The following is a 16,074-nucleotide window of genomic DNA, read 5'->3' on the forward strand; positions in this document are numbered from 1 at the left end:
GGATCACAATGCGGTTAGCGGCCCGAACGAGGGGCCGAAGTACCGGCTGAGCAGGACACGCGGTTCCGCTCCCGACAGGCCTGCGACGGCATGGCCGCATCGCCGGGGGAGCCGCTGTCATACCTTCTGGATGAGTAAGGAACGTCATGGACAGCAAGGCCAAGGCCTTGGGACACCCGGTTCATCCCATGCTCATCGTCTTCCCGCTGGGACTGCTGGTCACAGCGGTCATCTTCGACATCCTTCACCTGATCACGAACGGGTCCGGCTTCCCGGTGGCCGCCGCCTACACGATCGCCGCGGGGATCATCGGCGGCGTCGTAGCAGGTGTGTTCGGTCTCATCGACTGGGTCGCCATCCCGGCCGGCAGCCGGGCCAAACGGATCGGCGCCCTGCACGGGATCGGCAACGTGCTCGTCCTGGTGCTGTTCGCCATCAGCTGGCTGCTGCGGACCGGCACCGACTGGGTTCCCACCGTCCCGGCCCTGGTCCTGAGCTTCGCCGGGGTGCTCCTGGGAGCGGTGACCGGCTGGATGGGTGGGGAACTGGTGGACCGCCTCGGCGTCGGGGTGGACGAGGGCGCGAACGTCAACGCCCGCAGTTCGCTCTCCGGCGGGCCCGCCACCCGCTGAAGCTGAACGCCGAGCGGTGTGGCGGAGAGGGCCGGGGGACGCCGCCCCCAGGGGAGACGCGTTCACCCGTTGACGTGCTCGCCACGCCCGGTCGACCAGCTCCACATTCCCACCGGCACTGCGCCACCGCTTGGGAGGCCCATTACAACGGTGCTCCCATCCTGCGTGCGCCAATTCCGTGACCAGACCGATTCGGGGCCGCTGCTTTCCGGCCGGCACGACAATGATCATCTACTACCCCGACCCGGCGAATCCGGCAGAGCTGCTCGAAGTCACCGTGTGTGGCGTTGGCCGCTGGCTGGACTGAGCCCGTTGCCGCGCATTGACCCGATAGTGGGTCAATGCACGGTCGTCGAGGTCGGCCTGTGCGAAGGTCAGTCGCGCGTGACGGGTGCCAGCCACAGCCCGACGAGGGCGTCGATCAGCCCGGTCGCGGTGTCGTGCCAGCTCTTGCGGGGGGTGGAGGCGCCTTCCGCGAGGGCCCGTTCGCGGACGCCGCAGGTGTGCAGGACGAGTTGGCGCATCATCTCGCCCCGTTCGGCACGCACGGCGGGGGACAGTGCCGGCAGGCAGCGGTTGAAGCCCTCGATGTTCCGTTGCAGCGCGGGGGAGGTCCGGTTCTCCTCGGCCATGATCGCGTAGAACGCGGGGTCGGTGCCCACCTGCGCGAGGAAGCGGGCGTACCAGGTGGCGGAGCCGAGCTGCGCGAGGTGCTCGGTGACCGGGCGCACCATGCAGGAGACCCAGTCGCGTACGTCGTCGGAGCCGTCGATGGCGGTCACCATCTGCGCGCGTCGCCGTTCGATCGACTCGCTGTGCCTGCGTACGATCGCGCGGACCAGATGCGTCTTGGTGCCGAAGTGGTAGCCGACCGCGGCGGTGTTGCCCTGCCCGGCGGCCTCGCTGATCTGCCGGTTGGACACGGAGAACACGCCGTGCTCGGCGAACAGCCGCTCCGCCGCCGTCAGGATGTGGTCACGGGTCACTTCGACGCGCTCGGCACGTGCGGTCCTGCCGGTCATCATCACCATCTCACCTGAACTGTGCTGGGTCGCCCGGTGTCCAGTTCGTTCACCATGATCTCGCCACAGTGTGACCTTCGCCAAACCCTGACCCCGCCGTTGGTGACCCAATCTCCGCTGCTAATCTTAACTCAACTGATTGATTTAAATCCTTGGACGTAGACTCCCCCGCCGCAACGGAGGCTTTCCGCATGACCGAAACCCCCGCCCGCGCCGCGCACGCGGCAAGCCCGCAACGGGCGAGCACCTTCGTGGTGGTGCTCGCCTTCAGCGGGATCGCGGTGTCGCTGATGCAGACCCTGGTGATCCCGCTGGTGCCCGAGCTGCCCACGCTGCTGAACGCCTCGGCGGCCGACGCCGTCTGGGCGATCACCGCCACGCTGCTCGCCAGCGCCGCCGCCACGCCGGTGATGGGGCGGCTGGGTGACATGTACGGCAAGCGGCGCATGCTGCTGCTCAGCCTGTTCCTGCTGATCGCCGGCTCCGTCCTGTGCGGCCTCAGCGACTCCCTGACGTCCATGATCGTGGGCCGGGCGCTGCAGGGCCTGGCCTCGGGTGTCATCCCGCTCGGCATCAGCATCATGCGCGACGAACTGCCCGCCGAACGGCTCGGCTCCGCCATCGCCTCCATGAGCGCCTCGCTCGGCGTGGGCGGCGCGCTCGGCCTGCCCGCCGCCGCGCTCATCGCCGAGAACTTCGACTGGCACGTACTGTTCTGGACCGCGGCGGGGCTCGGGGCCGTCGCGTTCATCCTGGTGCTCACACTCGTGCCCGAATCCGCGGTACGCAGCGGCGGGCGCTTCGACCTCGTCGGCGCCATCGGGCTGTCCGGCGCGCTGGTATGCCTGCTCCTCGCCATCTCCAAGGGCGCCGACTGGGGCTGGGGCGACGCCCTCACCATCAGCCTGTTCGCCGCGGCGGTCGTGGTGCTGCTGCTGTGGGGCTGGTGGGAGCTGCGTACCCGGGAGCCGATGGTGGACCTGCGCACCACCGCGCGGCGGCAGGTGCTGTTCACGAACCTCGCCTCGATCATGCTCGGCTTCTCGATGTTCGCGATGTCGCTGGTGCTGCCGCAGCTCCTCCAGCTGCCCGAGGCCACCGGGTACGGGCTCGGCCAGTCGATGCTGGCCGCGGGCCTGGTCATGGCCCCGTCCGGCGTGGTCATGTTGCTGCTGGCGCCGATCGCGGCCCGCGTGTCCGCGGCCTACGGGCCGAAGGTGACGCTGATGCTCGGCGGGATCATCGTGGCCGCCGGTTACGGCCTCAACATCGTGCTGATGTCCGAGGTCTGGCAGCTCGTCCTGGTCTCCTGCGTCATCGGGGCCGGCATCGGATTCGCGTACGCCTCCATGCCCGCCCTCGTCATGGGCGCGGTGCCGATTTCCGAGACGGCCGCCGCCAACAGCCTCAACACCCTGATGCGCGCGATCGGCACCTCCGTGTCCAGCGCCGTGGCCGGGGTCATCCTGGCCGAGATGACCACCCGGTTCGGGCCCGCCGAGCTGCCCTCCCAAGACGGTTTCCGCGTCGTGCTCGCCATCGGCGCCGGTGCCGCCCTGCTGTCCTTCCTGCTCGCCGCCTTCCTGCCGCGCCGGAACCCGTCCGCCGCCGCGGCCCCGGCCCCGGCCCCGCACCACGCCCCCGCCACACATCCGGCCGCCGCCACACATCCGGCCCCCACCACGCATCCGGCCGCCGCCACACATCCGGTCGCCGCCACGGCCGCTCAGGGGACTGCCGTCCTGGAAGGCGAGCCCCAGTTCGCGTACGCCGCCCCGGGCGCGGCCCGGCCGGAGGGCGCGGTGGAGATCCGCGGCTTCGTCAGCGGCGACGACGGCCAGACGGTCGGCCACGCCACGCTGACCCTGATCGACCTGCACGGCCACCAGCTCGGCAGGGCCATGAGCCTGGCCGACGGCGGCTACAGCATCTGGACGCCGGGCACCGGCACCTATGTCCTGATCGCGTCCGCCGCCCACCGCGATCCGCAGGTCGCCACGCTCGTCGTGGGTGAACAGCCGCTCGACTTCAACCTGATCCTCGCCGGATCGAGCAAGCTCATCGGCACCGTACGTGACCTGGAGGGCAAGCCGGTGGCCGGCGCGGTGCTCGTCCTCACCGACGTCCGCGGCGAGGTGCTGTCCACGAGCACGACCGACCCGGACGGCGCGTACTCCTTCTCCGCAGTGACCGCGGGCAGCTACACGCTGGCGGTCAGCGCCGAGTCCTACCGCCCGACCGCCGTCTTCGTCGAGGCCCACGGCACCGGCCAGACCCGGCAGGACGTCGAGCTGCGGCCGGGCACCCGGATCCGGGGCACCGTCCGGGTACGCGACGGAGCCCCGCTGGCCGACGCCCGGGTGACGCTGCTGGACGCGGCCGGGAACGTGGTCGGCACCACGACCACGGCGGACGACGGCGCGTACGCCTTCGCCGACCTGACCGGCGGCCAGTACACCCTCATCGCCACCGGTTACCCGCCCATCGCCGACACCGTGACCATCAACGGCAGGGACGACGACGACCGCGATCTGTGGCTGGCCCACAAGGACTGACCGTCCCGGATTTCCGAACGAAGCACTGCTCCGGACGTACGAGCAGGGGGAGAGCAGGAGCACGCACCATGGACACCAGCCAGCAGCACAGGCAGCAGGACCTCTCGACCGGCCGGCGGGGCCTGCGTGCCGCGGTCCGCACCAAGGACGGATGGGCCGTGCAGCACGCGGTCGTCACGGTGACGGACACGTCCGGGCAGCAGGTCGTCCGAGCCCAGGCCGATGCCGACGGCATCGTGTCGAGCGGCCCGCTGCCGCCCGGCGTGTACACGGCCGTCGCCACCGCGATCGGCTACGCGCCGGCCGCGCTGACGGCCATCGTGACCGCCTCCGGCGTGGCCGAGTTGGGCACTGTGGTGCTGGCCAGGCAGGGCGGCGCCGACCTGCCGCCGCCCGGCCCCTGGACGCTCGACCCGGCCCACTGCACGGTCGCGGCGACCGCCCAGCACCTCGGGCTCAGCACCGTACGCGGGCGGTTCCGGCAGTTCGCCGGGCGGATCCAGGTCGGCACGACCGCGGAGGACTCGACGGTGGCCGCCGACATCGCCGCCGCCTCGATCGACACGGGCAACGCCACCAGGGACGACCACCTGCGCTCGGCCGACTTCCTGGGTGTGGCCTCGTACCCGATGATCTCCTACCGCGGCACCGGGCTCAGTCCCACGGGCCCCGACCGGTGGACCGTCCACGGAACGCTGACCCTCGCCGGGGTGTCGCGGCCCGTGGACCTGGACCTGGCCTACCTCGGCACCGGCCCGGACCCGTGGGGCGGCCTGCGGGCGGCGTTCCACGCCGAGACCGAGCTACGTCGCGAGGACTTCGCGATGACGTACAACCAGGTAGTGCGGGCCGGGATCAATCTGGTCGGGGCGACGGTGAAGGTCGAGCTGGACATCCAGGCCGTACAGGGGCGCTGACGTCAGTTCGCTGGTGAGGTCCGGCGCAGGATCCACCGCCGGCGCCAAGCCGGACTGGAAGGACCCACCCGGACCCGCTACGAAACTGCCAAGCATGCCTTGGTCAGCTCCACGAGTGAGGCTGAATGTCGGTGTCCGTTGATAACTATGGCCCATCACGTTGACCGACCGACGACGATGGAGCCCCCCATGGCCACGGCCACCTTCAGAGACGAGAGCGCCACCCGCAGGTGCTCAGTCGAGATCCCCCTTCCCGCTCGCCCCGACGTGAGCCCGGCGCGCGAGCTCGTCCGCCTCGTGCCGCGGGCCGGAGGCTGACATGGGCGTCCTCGACAATTTTCCCCAGTCCCACGGCTACCTGCTCAGTTACCACATCGAGGGGCTGCCGCGTGAGCTGTTCGCCCGCTACGACGCGGGTGGGCTGCCCGGCACCGATGAGACCGGGCGCAGGGCGTTCGGCATATGGGCGCAACTGCGGCTCAGCCTGGGCGACAAGGGCGGCCACGAGTACCCCGAGGAGGTGCTCCGGCTGGTGCGCGAGGTGGCCGGCGGCGACATCCCCTGGACGTTCGAGGACACGCGCTCTCTGTGGGGGATCGCCGACACGCTGTCGAGTTGCGGTCACACCGGCCACGCCGAGCTGTACCGGATTCCGCTGGCCGCCATCGCGACGCTCGGATACTCCGAGCGCCGTCAGATCCTTGGTGACGCGCCGCCGTGGCACCCGGCCCACCGCAGCCCGGGCCGGGCCGCGTTACGCAAGGACCTGGAGCGCGTCCTGACCGAGCCCCCGGAGCACGGGCCGGCCGGGGTCGTGCGCAGCCTGGTCTGGGACGGCGACCCCATCGCCCGTGCCATGGCGGGGAAGTACGCCGCCCGGCTGGCTCACCCCGCCGTGCTGCCTCTGCTGAAACACTGGCGCAAGGCCAAGGCCGGCAGGCCCAGCGAAGCCTGGCTCGCCAAGGTCCGCACGCTGCTCACCGACGACGGAGTGGCGGTGCTGCGCGAGATCCTCTCCCGCGTGGCCACCCATCGTGAGAGCCGCGAGCCCGGCGGCAGGGTCTTCCTTGCCCGCTACACCGCTCTCCCGCTGCGCGGCATGCTGTGGACCTGTGAGGTGATCGACGCGCCCTGGGTGGCCACGCTGCTCGGCGACGTCGCCATCAACTGCGGCATCGGGCGCAACGGCACCGGGGGCGCCGCAGTCTGCCGCAACGAGAGACTGGCCAACGCCGCACTGAACGTGCTGGCCAAGCGGGGCGGCCTCGACACGGTGGGCGTGCTCGCGCGCGTGCGAGCCAAGCTGCGCAGACCGGCCCTGCTGGCGAAGGCGTCCGATGCCCTCGACGCGGTGGCCGTAAAAGAGGGGCTGAGTCACGAACAGCTCGTCGACCGGACGGTCCCGGCCTTCGGGCTCGGCCCCGACGGGGTCCGGGAGGAGCAGGCCGGCGACTGCGTCGTCCGGCTCGACGTCGACGGGCCGGTGCTGCGGTTCGTCAACGCGTCCGGGCGCGTCGTCAAGTCGGCGCCCCAGTCCATCCGCAAGGATCCGGTGCTCGCCGATCTCAAGGCCACGCTGAAAGACCTCAAACGCACGCAGGCCGCCGAGCGGCTGCGCCTGGAGCAGATGCTCATCGTCGAACGGGAGCTGTCCTGGCAAGAGGTCGAGCAGTACTTCTTCGACCATCCGGTCACCGGCCCCTACACCCGCGCCCTCATCTGGCGGCTCCCCGACGGGTTCGCCGGGCTGCCGGTCAGGAGCGGCGGCGGCTGGGCGCTGGCCGGCGCGAGCGGCGAATCCGTGCGTCCGGGCGCCGACACGCCCGTCCGGTTGTGGCACCCTATCCAGGAGAGCGCCGAGGGGGTGCGCGGCTGGCGCGACCACCTGCTGGAGCGGGGGATCAGGCAGCCGTTCAAGCAGGCGTTCCGCGAGGTCTACCTGCTCACCCCGGCCGAGGAGCGCACCCGCACCCACTCCGACCGTTTCAAGGGCCACGTCGTGCGCTACGGGCAGGCCAAGGCGCTGCTGGAGCAGCGCGGCTGGAGCGGGCTGTCGATCGGTCATTGGGACTACGAGTGCGGCGGCGACGTAGGGGCGGCCGTCAAGACGCTCGGTGGCTGGCAGGCGAGCTGGAGCATGCAGGTTGTCTCCGACCCCCAGCAGGACGACTGGGGCACTGCCTCCTGCGCGGCCACCGACGCGATCCGGTTCCGCCACGCGGATCTTCCCGGCGACGCGCCGCTCACCGAAGTGCCGCCGATGGTGTTGTCGGAACTGCTGCGCGACGCCGACCTCGCCGTGGGGGTCGGGTCCCTGGGCCTCGACCAGCAGGCGGCGGCCGGGCACGACGGCTACTGGCAGTCGTACGGGTTCGGCGAGCTGAGCGAGACCGCTCGCACGCGGCATGACGCGCTGGCCCGGTTGCTGCCCCGGCTGAAGATCGCCGACCGGACGGAGCTGACCGACCGGTTCCTGCGCGTGCGCGGGCAACTGCGCACCTACCGGATTCATCTGGGGTCGGGCAACATCCTGATGGAGCCGAACGACGCCTACCTGTGCATCGTCCCCGGCCGCGACCGCTCCGCCCCATCGGTGTTCCTGCCGTTCGAGGAGGACGGCGGAATGTTGTCGGTCATCCTGTCGAAGGCGTTCCTGCTGGCGGACGACACCAGGATCAGTGATCCCAGCATCACCCGCCAGCTCGTCGCTACCTAGGCCATCAGCCTGGGACAACGACAAGCCTTGGACCCTATCCGGACAGATCGCCCACCTGGACAAAGGGGTGGCCTTCTTGGGGTTCGAGATCCGCCGCTACCGGGCAAGCTGCTGACCAAGCCGAGCAAGAACGCACTGCGGCGGATCCGGAAGCGGCTATCGGGCGACGTTGAAGGCCCTGCGTGGGGCCAACGCCGATGCGGTGACTGCCAGGGGGCGCCGGTCTACAGGCCCGAGAGGCACGCTTCACCTCGGCAACCGAGCTATGACCGACTCGAGCGCACTCCCAGCCTTGATGAGCTCGGTCATGGACGCGATGAAGAGATCGGCGTTCTCCTTGTCTAGGCTCTTTTGGCAGTTTCGGCCCCCGTTGTCCGCCTGGGTGATGAATGTCTGCCAGAACACTTGGGCCTCGTGGTCCGGGACCTGGAAGTAACGGCCCGCGTCTCGGGCGGTCTGGCCCATGTGGGCACACAGAGGACCAATGATTGACGGGTCGATATCGCCGTGCATGGCCTGGGCGGCATCCTTGAGGCTCGTGGAGAGACGCGCGGCGTCGGTTTTGTAGCGTTTGTGCAGATCCCATCCGCCGTGTGCCCACCAGGCCTTCACCTGCAAGTGCCTGATCTCGGTGGACACGGCCACATTGTCGACGCCTATCGCCTGTTGAACCTTGGAATTGAAGTCGGGTCCGGACGAGCTTTGCTGTTCGGCCGTTGCAACGGTTGCCGCCACTGCCGCAGCGCACAGCACAGCCGTACATGCGCGCCGCATGGCGAGCCCGCCATGTGGTTGGCCGGGATACAGCTCGGGGGCCGTACTTTGCGTCTTGGACCGCACCTTCTGGGCCGCCGATACGGTCGCGGCCGCCATGAAAGCGGCGACTGCGGCGAGCACGAGAACGTAGCCCGTGATTGCTTGGACGAGTATCCAAGCCGCATTCGGAAGCCAGTGGCAGCGAGTCGCCATCGTGTTCAGCGGCTGGAAGCATCCGTCCGCGCCGGCGAGCACGAAACGGCCGACGAGGCCGCCCAACGCCACAACCTCGGCGGTGATCAGCGCGACAAGCAGCCGGTAACGGCTCGCCAGGATGCTCGCGGCGACGGCCGCCGCCGCGGCCACGGCCACCAGTGCCACGAGCACCCACGCCTGGTAGACCAGGCCATAGAAGCCTCCTCGGTCCCCGGGCGGGGGCTGCCATGTGTGCATATATGCCATTACGACGGCGACGGTGGCCCAGCACGTCAGCACCCCCAGCAGCGCGACCAACAGCACCCGCCGCTGCAGCGGCAACGCCTGGTCCAGCGCCTCTCGCCTGCCGGCCTCGCCCAGGAAGCCAAGCGCCCAGCGGGGTGGGCTGGTGGTCGGGCGGAGCGCCCAGGCGAGCAGTGGCACCACCCACAGGATCATGACCGCGGAAAGGACGAGAGGTTGGTCGAGGCTGGTCAAGAGCGGCCACACTGCGCCGATCGCAGATTGCATGGCCGGATGGTCCCCAGGCGAGGGGCCGTATATGTCCTGCAATATCCAGCGCATCCCGGCGAGGTCGACTGATCCTGTGCTCGCCAGCGGCGCACCATTGCTTTGCCACCACGCGAACCATGAGAACAGCACCAGCCACGCAGCCGCCAGCCCCAGTAGCATGGCCGGCCGGATCGTGCGCCCCGGCCACGCCCTAACCCACAGTTGGGCACACTGCGCGGTCCACCAGGCAAACGCCACTCCGGCGAACAGCACCAGCGCCAGAACCACCGGGTGATCCGGCAGCCACCGCTGGACCGCGATCCGATTCAGAACCAGCTCGCCAACCGCTCCTCCGGCTCCCAGCCACAGCCCCGCGCGCACACCAGATGGCGGACGGCGCCCGGTGAGTACCGCATGGGCCACAGCACGCCACAGCGCGATCCCGGCGACACCAGTGACCAGACCCGCCACCACCAGGGCAGTCACCTGGACCATCCAGGTACCGTTCGCGACGGGAGGCAGGTAATCCGCCGCCTGAGTATCGATGAGCGGAGCGGCGGCCCCGGTCAGGAACATGGGCAGCGCCTGCACACCGAACAAGGCCGCCGGGTCGGTGACAGCGTCCCGACGCAGCGCCCAGCGCGGGTGGGTGCGCCACAATTCGAAAAAGGAGCCGAGTGCCTGCTGCAGCCTGCCCCTGGCCGGGGCAGATACCGTGAACGTCAAACCGCGCAGGTCCGCACCCCAGCGCGTTGCGGCAAGGTCGGCGTAGATCTCCCGGCTGCGCAGCACGTCCGACCGGGCGAGATAGACCAACAGGATCATGAAGACCGGAAGCAGCATGCCACGCGTTGCGAATGCCGTCTCACCAGGCCAGAACGGCGACCGCACGGAAGCGGGAATCGTGGTGAGGTACCAGGTGACGTACGGGAGGAGCACAAGGGCGATGAACACCCGCCACACGACGATGGTGGCGTAGGTGATGGTGACGTCGCCGTTACGGATGTGGGCGAACTCATGCATCGCTGTCGCCCGGAAGCCGTTGGGGTTGGTGGTCATGCGGGCCAGCAGCCCGCCGTGCAGGCACACAATCGGCCGGCGATTGCTACCGAACACCAACGCGTCGGTCGTGACCGCCGTCGGGTCGACAACGGTCCGGGGCACGCGGGCCAGGCCGGCCGCCGCGGCGAAGTCCTCCAGCCTGCGCCGGATCTCGCCGTCGTGGTCGATCGCCTCCAGCGGTATGACCCGGCCGCGCCGGGCCTTCCAGAGCGGCAGGCACCAGAACAGTGCCACGCTCACCGCCACCAGCAAGACCGGCCACAGGAGGGGTAGCCACCAAGGCGCCGTAGGCTCGTAGCGATCCACGCATGCCCGGTAGGCGTCGTAGTGCGCGATGATCCTCGCGGAGACGGCTCGGTTGGTGCCCTGGTTGGGATCACCTCCGGCGGCGAGCAGACAGCCGTATCCGAAGCCGCCGTAGAACCTGCTGGCTACGATCTGCATCATCGAACCGCTACTCACCAGCAGCAGAGTCAGCAGCAGTATGAAACGCACGGTCGTGCCTGCGCCAATCGCCCGCTCGTCGATTCGTGGCGCGGGGGCCATGGTCTGCATCACTGGTTCTACGCCAGGGCGCCGCCGTTGTTCGGGCCGTCCGGTTCCTGTGCGTCATCGCCCGGTGCGGCCAGTGCGAGCCTGCCCACTACGGCGTCGGCGATGAGCCGTGCGCGGCTTTCCTCAAGCCCATGCTCCACAGCGGTCTCGACCACCCGTTGGTGGACTTCGGCAAGCTCTTCACGCGTCAGATCAGGGACGAAGACGGCCGCCGCCGACCTTCGGAAGATCTTGCGCAGTACGGCTCTCGTTCTTGCGGCCGCGCCATCTACAGCGACATTACCGACCCGCCGCGCAGCCTCGTCGACCATGAGCCACACCACCGGAGTCACCAGGGCTGCAATCTCACCCAGACCGAACCCCAACGGCTCACGTCGATCACCCCGTCGGCCTAGCCGCTGAATCACGGCATCGTCATCGAGCCTGGCCAGCCCGTCCACGAGCAGGAGCTCCTCCGGCGCGATCTCCGCCACCACATCGCGGACGACGTCGCGCACCCTGGTCGTCCCCGCCCTGCTCACATGACCGCCGCTGCTGGGCAAAGCTGCTCCAGAACTCATGACGTCCCCTCTTCATCGCGTTCTGTGATGCACTTGCCGCACTGTGCAGGATTACCATCCTCGCTGAAGGAATCTGGAGATGTGGGTAAACCCAGAAAACGCATGAGCGGTGTAGTGGTTGGCGTACTCACCGAGGTCTCATACCTGCCGTTGGAGTTCTTCCGGGAAATGCTCGCGCAGTTCCGTGGCTTTTGGGTCGTCCGTTTTTCGCGCACGGTCTCTTCATGCGGTGGGAACGGCGCGCCTTCGCGGGGGTCAAGGCCGTGAGGTTCTGTGGTTCTGAGCCCATCCCCAGCCGTTTCTGAAAGCCTGAGCATGGGCGGAGTACCCCGTGAGTGGGACAGCCCGGTGGGTGACATGAACGAGGCGACCGCGCATCTGCTGTTCGACAAGGTAAAGCGGTCGAGCATGGTCTTGAAAAGTATGGCGGGTGGGACTTGAACCCACGACCTACGGATTATGAGTTGGCTTGATTAATGCCGCTCAGTGCCACCGAGGGTTGCATTGTGCCGTTGTGGCCGGGGTTCTTCCCGCTGTAGCGTCGGCATGTTCCTGTGTGTGTCGTGCTGCATCGCGTACACACGAGCAACCATTCGTTCTTGACCATCGGCACTATGTGCTATTTGTTCCCCATCCCGGCGCGAAGTGCGAGCGCGTAGAGCAGCCCGCCGAGGCGGTCGCGTCGGATGACCTTGATATCGGCCTGGACCGGGTCAGGAAGGGCTCGCTGCGGAGCGGCCTGGCCCAGGGAGCGATGTGGGCGATATCGGTCCGCACAACCGAGTGCGCGGTGTCGTCGGCCACAGTCGGCGGCTGACGCTCACCCGGCACGGGAGGCCCGGAAACCTCACATTCATCTACAAACACGATGATGAGCTTGAAACCCACAAACAACACAATGTCGGACTATCAGCAACAAAACCTCCCAAGACTCGCCTCCAGCAAATCTTGGAGGTACGTGTTGGGGTACAGCAGACGCGATTTCCTGTCCGCCGTCGGTGTTTCCGGCGGTGCAGGCGCGCTCTTCGCGACCATGGGCGCGCTCGGCCTCGCGCCGACCGCGGAGGCGTCCGCGAAGGAAACTTTCGACCCGCCGCAGCAGTCTGACTTCTCCCTCACCGGGCGGTCGGCGAAGAAGGTGGTGATCCTCGGCGCGGGGATAGCCGGTCTTGCCACGGCGTACGAGCTGGGCAAGGCGGGCTACGACTGCACGATCCTGGAGGCGCTCGACCGGGTGGGCGGCCGGAACTGGACCATTCGCGGCGGTGACCGCGTGAGCGAGCTGGACGGCTCCACGCAGGTCGCGAAGTTCAGTGACGGCGTCTATCTCAACGCGGGCCCGGCCCGGCTGGCGCAGTGGATGCTCACCATGGACTACTGCCGCGAGCTCGGCGTGGACCTGGAGGTTTTCACCAACTCCAACGCCCAGGCCTACATCTACCACCAGAACATGCAGGCCCCCGTTCGTTGGCGTACCGCCAAGGCCGACGTGTACGGGTACGTCTCGGAGCTGCTGTCGCGGGCGACCGACGCGGGGGCGCTGGACGCCGCGCTCACCGCGCAGGACAAAGAGCGGCTGATCGCCTTCCTGTCGAGCTTCGGGGCGGTGGGAAACAAGGCGAGCGGATTCAAGTACTCCGGAGGCGACCGACGCGGCCACAGCGTGAACCCGGGCGCGGGTGAGCAGCCGGGCACGCTCCTCGGGCCGGTGCCGTCGCTGTCGGAGGTGCTGGCGAGCGGAGTCGGGCAGCGGTTCTCGTTCGAGTTCGGCTACGACCAGGCGATGCTGATGTTCCAGCCGGTGGGGGGCATGGACGCGATCCCGCGGGCCTTCGCCGGCAAGATCGGGCGGCAGCGGATCCGGCTGCGCGCCAAGGTGACCAAGATCACCGACCTGCCGGACGGCGTGGAGGTGGAGTATGAGGACCGCCACGGCCGTACCCAGAAGATCAAAGCGGACATGTGCATCGCGGCGATGCCCCCGCACCTCCTCGCCAAGACCTCGCACAACCTCGGCCCGGACGTCCAGGCCGCCCTCGCCACCCCGACCGTCACGAACGCGGGCAAGATCGGTCTGGAGTACCGCCGCCGCTGGTGGGAGACCGACGAGGACATCTACGGCGGCATCACCGCCACCGACCTCGACCTGGCCACGATCTGGTATCCCTCCTACGGGTACGGCGCCTCGCGTGGCATGGTCGTCGGCTACTACAACTTCGGCGCCCAGGCCGACGCGTACGCCGCGCTGAAGCACACGGACCGCGAGCGCCGCGCGATCGAGCAGGGCGTGAAGATCCATGGCGCGAAGTATCGCGACGAGCTGGCGTCGTCGGTGTCCGTCGCCTGGAAACTCCAGCCGCACATCGAGGGCGCCTGGGTGGGCTGGCCGTCCCGGCAGGGCGCGTACCAGCTCCTCAACAGACCGGCCGGGCACGTGTACTTCGCGGGGGACTGGCTGAGCTACATGATCGCCTGGCAGGCGGGAGCCCTGGAGTCCGCCCGCAAGGTCGTCGCCGAGCTGCACCAGCGCGTCTTGAGCACCTCCTGAGAGGACACCTCCGCATGAAGATCCGCACCATCGCCCTCTCCGCGGCCGTCGTCCTCGTCCTCGGCACCGGTACGGCCGCCGCCAACCCCACCTGGTCGCCCCGGCCGCAGGAGGTCAAGCCCTTCCTCCCGGCCGGCACCACCAACCCCGCGATCGCCGACGGCGTGGCGCTCGGCAAGCAGGTGGCCTCCTACACCGCCAGCGGCCTGGGCCCGGCGGCGGCCAACGCCGAGGCTCCCGCCGACTCTCCCGAGCGCTACGTCGACTTCCCCGGCGCTACTTTGCCCCCTGGCGTCACCATCACCGAGGCCCAGGCGCTCAACGTGCTCAAGCGCATCAAGGCCAACCTCTCCGCCGCTGGGCTGGGCCTGGCCGACGTCGTCTCCATGCGCGCCTACCTGGAGAAGCCTCCCGGAGTTGACTCGGCCGACTTCACCGGCTGGAACCGCGCCTACCGCCAGTTCTTCGCCAACACGGACCTGGCCACCGGCCAGCCCGTACCCGTCCCTCTCGGCACCGCGCCCTCCGCCCCGCCCATGGAGGTCAACGCGGCCCGCCCGGCCCGCGTGACGATCGAGATCGCCAACCTCCCGGTCGCGGGCTGGCTCGTCGAAGTGGAGGTCGTCGCCGCATACAAGCACTGACTGCAAGTACTGACTGCAAGCACTGACCGCCGCACAGGGCTGCGGGCGTGTCCGGCTGATGGAGCCGATCCAGCAGCCGGACGCGGAGGCTGCCGCGGCATCGCGGACAGGGTCTTCATGTGGCTCCCGGCCGCCGGCGAAAGTGTCGCCGCGCCATGGCGGAGATCGGCCGGCCGACAGTCCGCCCATCCCTCTCCGTCAGGTCGGCCACCACCTCGTCACGGCAGGTCCAGGATTGACACCATCGCCGCGGTGTTACTGAACTGCCCGCGCAGTAGGTCTGGCCGTATAGTGACATCACGCGTCGTCCGTATCGATCAAAAGGGAGCTATGGCCAAGGTCGGAATCAGTGACGTCGCCGCTCGTGCCGGGGTCAGCGAAGCGACCGTCAGCCGTGTGCTCAACCGGCGGGGTGTGGTCGCCGCCGGCACGCGCCGTGTCGTGGAGGACGCGATCCGCGAGCTGGGATATGACCGCGGCGGGCAGAGCCAGCTCGTCATCGTCCTGACGCCGGGCCTCGCCCAGCCCTTCTTCGGACGGCTCTGCGAGCTGATCGAGTCGGCGTTGGCGCCACAGGGGTTCAAGGCCGTCGTGTGCTCCACGACGGTGGGCGGGTTGCAGGAGATCGACTTCATCACCTCCACCATGGATCTGGGCATCGCGGGCGCGGTCTTCGCCTCGGCGAGCAACACCCTGATCGGCGTGGACCCGGCGCCGTACCGGCTGCTGCAGGAACGCCAGATCCCGTTCGTCTCGATGAACGGCGCGATCGAGGGCGTCCCGGCCCCCAGCTTCTCCACCAATGACAAAGTGGCGGCGGCGCTGGCCGTCGACCACCTGTGGAACCTCGGCCACCGCGACATCGGCATGATCGTCGGCCCGGTGGGCAACCGGCCCAGCGAGCGGCGCCTCGACGGGTTCGTCGAGGCGATGAGCTCACATGGCGTGGATGACCCGCGGCGACTCGTCGCGCGCCAGGTCTACAGCGTCGAGGGCGGAATGTCGGCCGCCGAGACCCTGCTCGACCAGGGTGCGACCGCGATCGTCGCCGCGAGCGACTACATGGCCCTGGGTGCGATTCGTACGGCGGGGCGCCGCGGTCTGTCCGTGCCGGGCGACGTGTCCGTCGTCGGCTACGACGACTCCCAGATCATGGGATTCGTCGATCCGCCCCTGACGACGGTCCGGCAGCCGATCGAGCGGATCGCGCAGGCGATCTCCGCCACCATGGTGCATCTGGTCAACAGGCGGCCGGTGCCGGCGGGAGAGCTGATGTTCGACCCCGAGCTGATCATTCGCGGCTCGACGGCCGCCCCACGCGCATAGATGGTCGCCGATCGCGGCTCAGCAGGCTGACCCGCTGCCGCCATGGCCAGGCCTGCTGCTGGCCACTGCCGCT

12 protein-coding genes and 1 pseudogene are annotated in these 16,074 nt (G+C 69.0%); 10 read left to right on the forward strand and 3 right to left on the reverse strand.

Annotated elements, in window-relative coordinates; translation table 11 throughout:
• The first annotated feature begins 146 nt into the window (after positions 1–146).
• Complete coding sequence (locus tag AB0H88_RS14650) at positions 147–632, forward strand: DUF2231 domain-containing protein (RefSeq protein WP_357644379.1); 486 nt, start codon at positions 147–149, stop codon at positions 630–632.
• Positions 633–1,006: 374 nt separating this feature from the next.
• On the opposite strand, the gene AB0H88_RS14655 is transcribed toward AB0H88_RS14650, so the two are convergent.
• Entirely contained in the window at positions 1,007–1,654 is a 648-nt protein-coding gene (locus AB0H88_RS14655; protein WP_357644777.1) for a helix-turn-helix domain-containing protein, read from the reverse strand.
• 191 nt (positions 1,655–1,845) lie between these two features.
• Between AB0H88_RS14655 and AB0H88_RS14660 the strand changes: the two are divergent.
• The 5 genes and pseudogenes from AB0H88_RS14660 to AB0H88_RS14680 all read left to right on the forward strand — a co-directional run.
• Positions 1,846–3,288, forward strand: a pseudogene (locus AB0H88_RS14660) (MFS transporter); the annotation flags it as partial.
• 267 nt (positions 3,289–3,555) lie between these two features.
• The gene (locus AB0H88_RS14665) at positions 3,556–4,209 is read left to right on the forward strand and encodes a carboxypeptidase-like regulatory domain-containing protein (RefSeq protein WP_357644779.1); all 654 of its coding nucleotides are present in this window, start codon (positions 3,556–3,558) and stop codon (positions 4,207–4,209) included.
• 68 nt (positions 4,210–4,277) lie between these two features.
• Positions 4,278–5,126 (forward strand): YceI family protein, encoded by an 849-nt coding sequence (locus tag AB0H88_RS14670; protein WP_357644381.1) that lies wholly within the window; start codon positions 4,278–4,280, stop codon positions 5,124–5,126.
• A gap of 189 nt (positions 5,127–5,315) precedes the next feature.
• Positions 5,316–5,444, forward strand: a complete 129-nt coding sequence (locus AB0H88_RS14675) for a hypothetical protein (protein ID WP_357644383.1) — start codon at positions 5,316–5,318, stop codon at positions 5,442–5,444.
• A gap of 1 nt (position 5,445) precedes the next feature.
• Complete coding sequence (locus AB0H88_RS14680) at positions 5,446–7,842, forward strand: DUF4132 domain-containing protein (protein WP_357644386.1); 2,397 nt, start codon at positions 5,446–5,448, stop codon at positions 7,840–7,842.
• Positions 7,843–8,088: 246 nt separating this feature from the next.
• Here the strand turns inward: AB0H88_RS14680 and AB0H88_RS14685 are convergent, their stop codons facing one another.
• Both AB0H88_RS14685 and AB0H88_RS14690 read right to left on the reverse strand, forming a co-directional pair.
• Entirely contained in the window at positions 8,089–10,923 is a 2,835-nt protein-coding gene (locus tag AB0H88_RS14685) for a M48 family metalloprotease (RefSeq protein WP_357644781.1), read from the reverse strand.
• 8 nt (positions 10,924–10,931) lie between these two features.
• A complete protein-coding gene (locus AB0H88_RS14690) occupies positions 10,932–11,420 on the reverse strand; it encodes a hypothetical protein (RefSeq protein ID WP_357644388.1) in 489 nt (162 codons plus the stop codon).
• Positions 11,421–12,099: 679 nt separating this feature from the next.
• Here AB0H88_RS14690 and AB0H88_RS14695 point away from each other — a divergent pair.
• From AB0H88_RS14695 to AB0H88_RS14710, 4 genes are all read left to right on the forward strand, one after another.
• Positions 12,100–12,300 (forward strand): hypothetical protein, encoded by a 201-nt coding sequence (locus AB0H88_RS14695; RefSeq protein WP_357644390.1) that lies wholly within the window; start codon positions 12,100–12,102, stop codon positions 12,298–12,300.
• A gap of 144 nt (positions 12,301–12,444) precedes the next feature.
• The gene (locus AB0H88_RS14700; protein WP_357644392.1) at positions 12,445–14,031 is read left to right on the forward strand and encodes an FAD-dependent oxidoreductase; all 1,587 of its coding nucleotides are present in this window, start codon (positions 12,445–12,447) and stop codon (positions 14,029–14,031) included.
• A 14-nt stretch (positions 14,032–14,045) separates the two neighbouring features.
• The gene (locus tag AB0H88_RS14705; protein WP_357644394.1) at positions 14,046–14,675 is read left to right on the forward strand and encodes a Rid family hydrolase; all 630 of its coding nucleotides are present in this window, start codon (positions 14,046–14,048) and stop codon (positions 14,673–14,675) included.
• Between the two features lie 330 nt (positions 14,676–15,005).
• Positions 15,006–16,001, forward strand: coding sequence for a LacI family DNA-binding transcriptional regulator (locus AB0H88_RS14710; protein WP_357644396.1), 996 nt, complete (start codon positions 15,006–15,008; stop codon positions 15,999–16,001).
• Positions 16,002–16,074 lie beyond the last annotated feature (73 nt).

This window comes from Nonomuraea sp. NPDC050680 (assembly GCF_040654555.1).
Lineage (GTDB): Bacteria > Actinomycetota > Actinomycetes > Streptosporangiales > Streptosporangiaceae > Nonomuraea.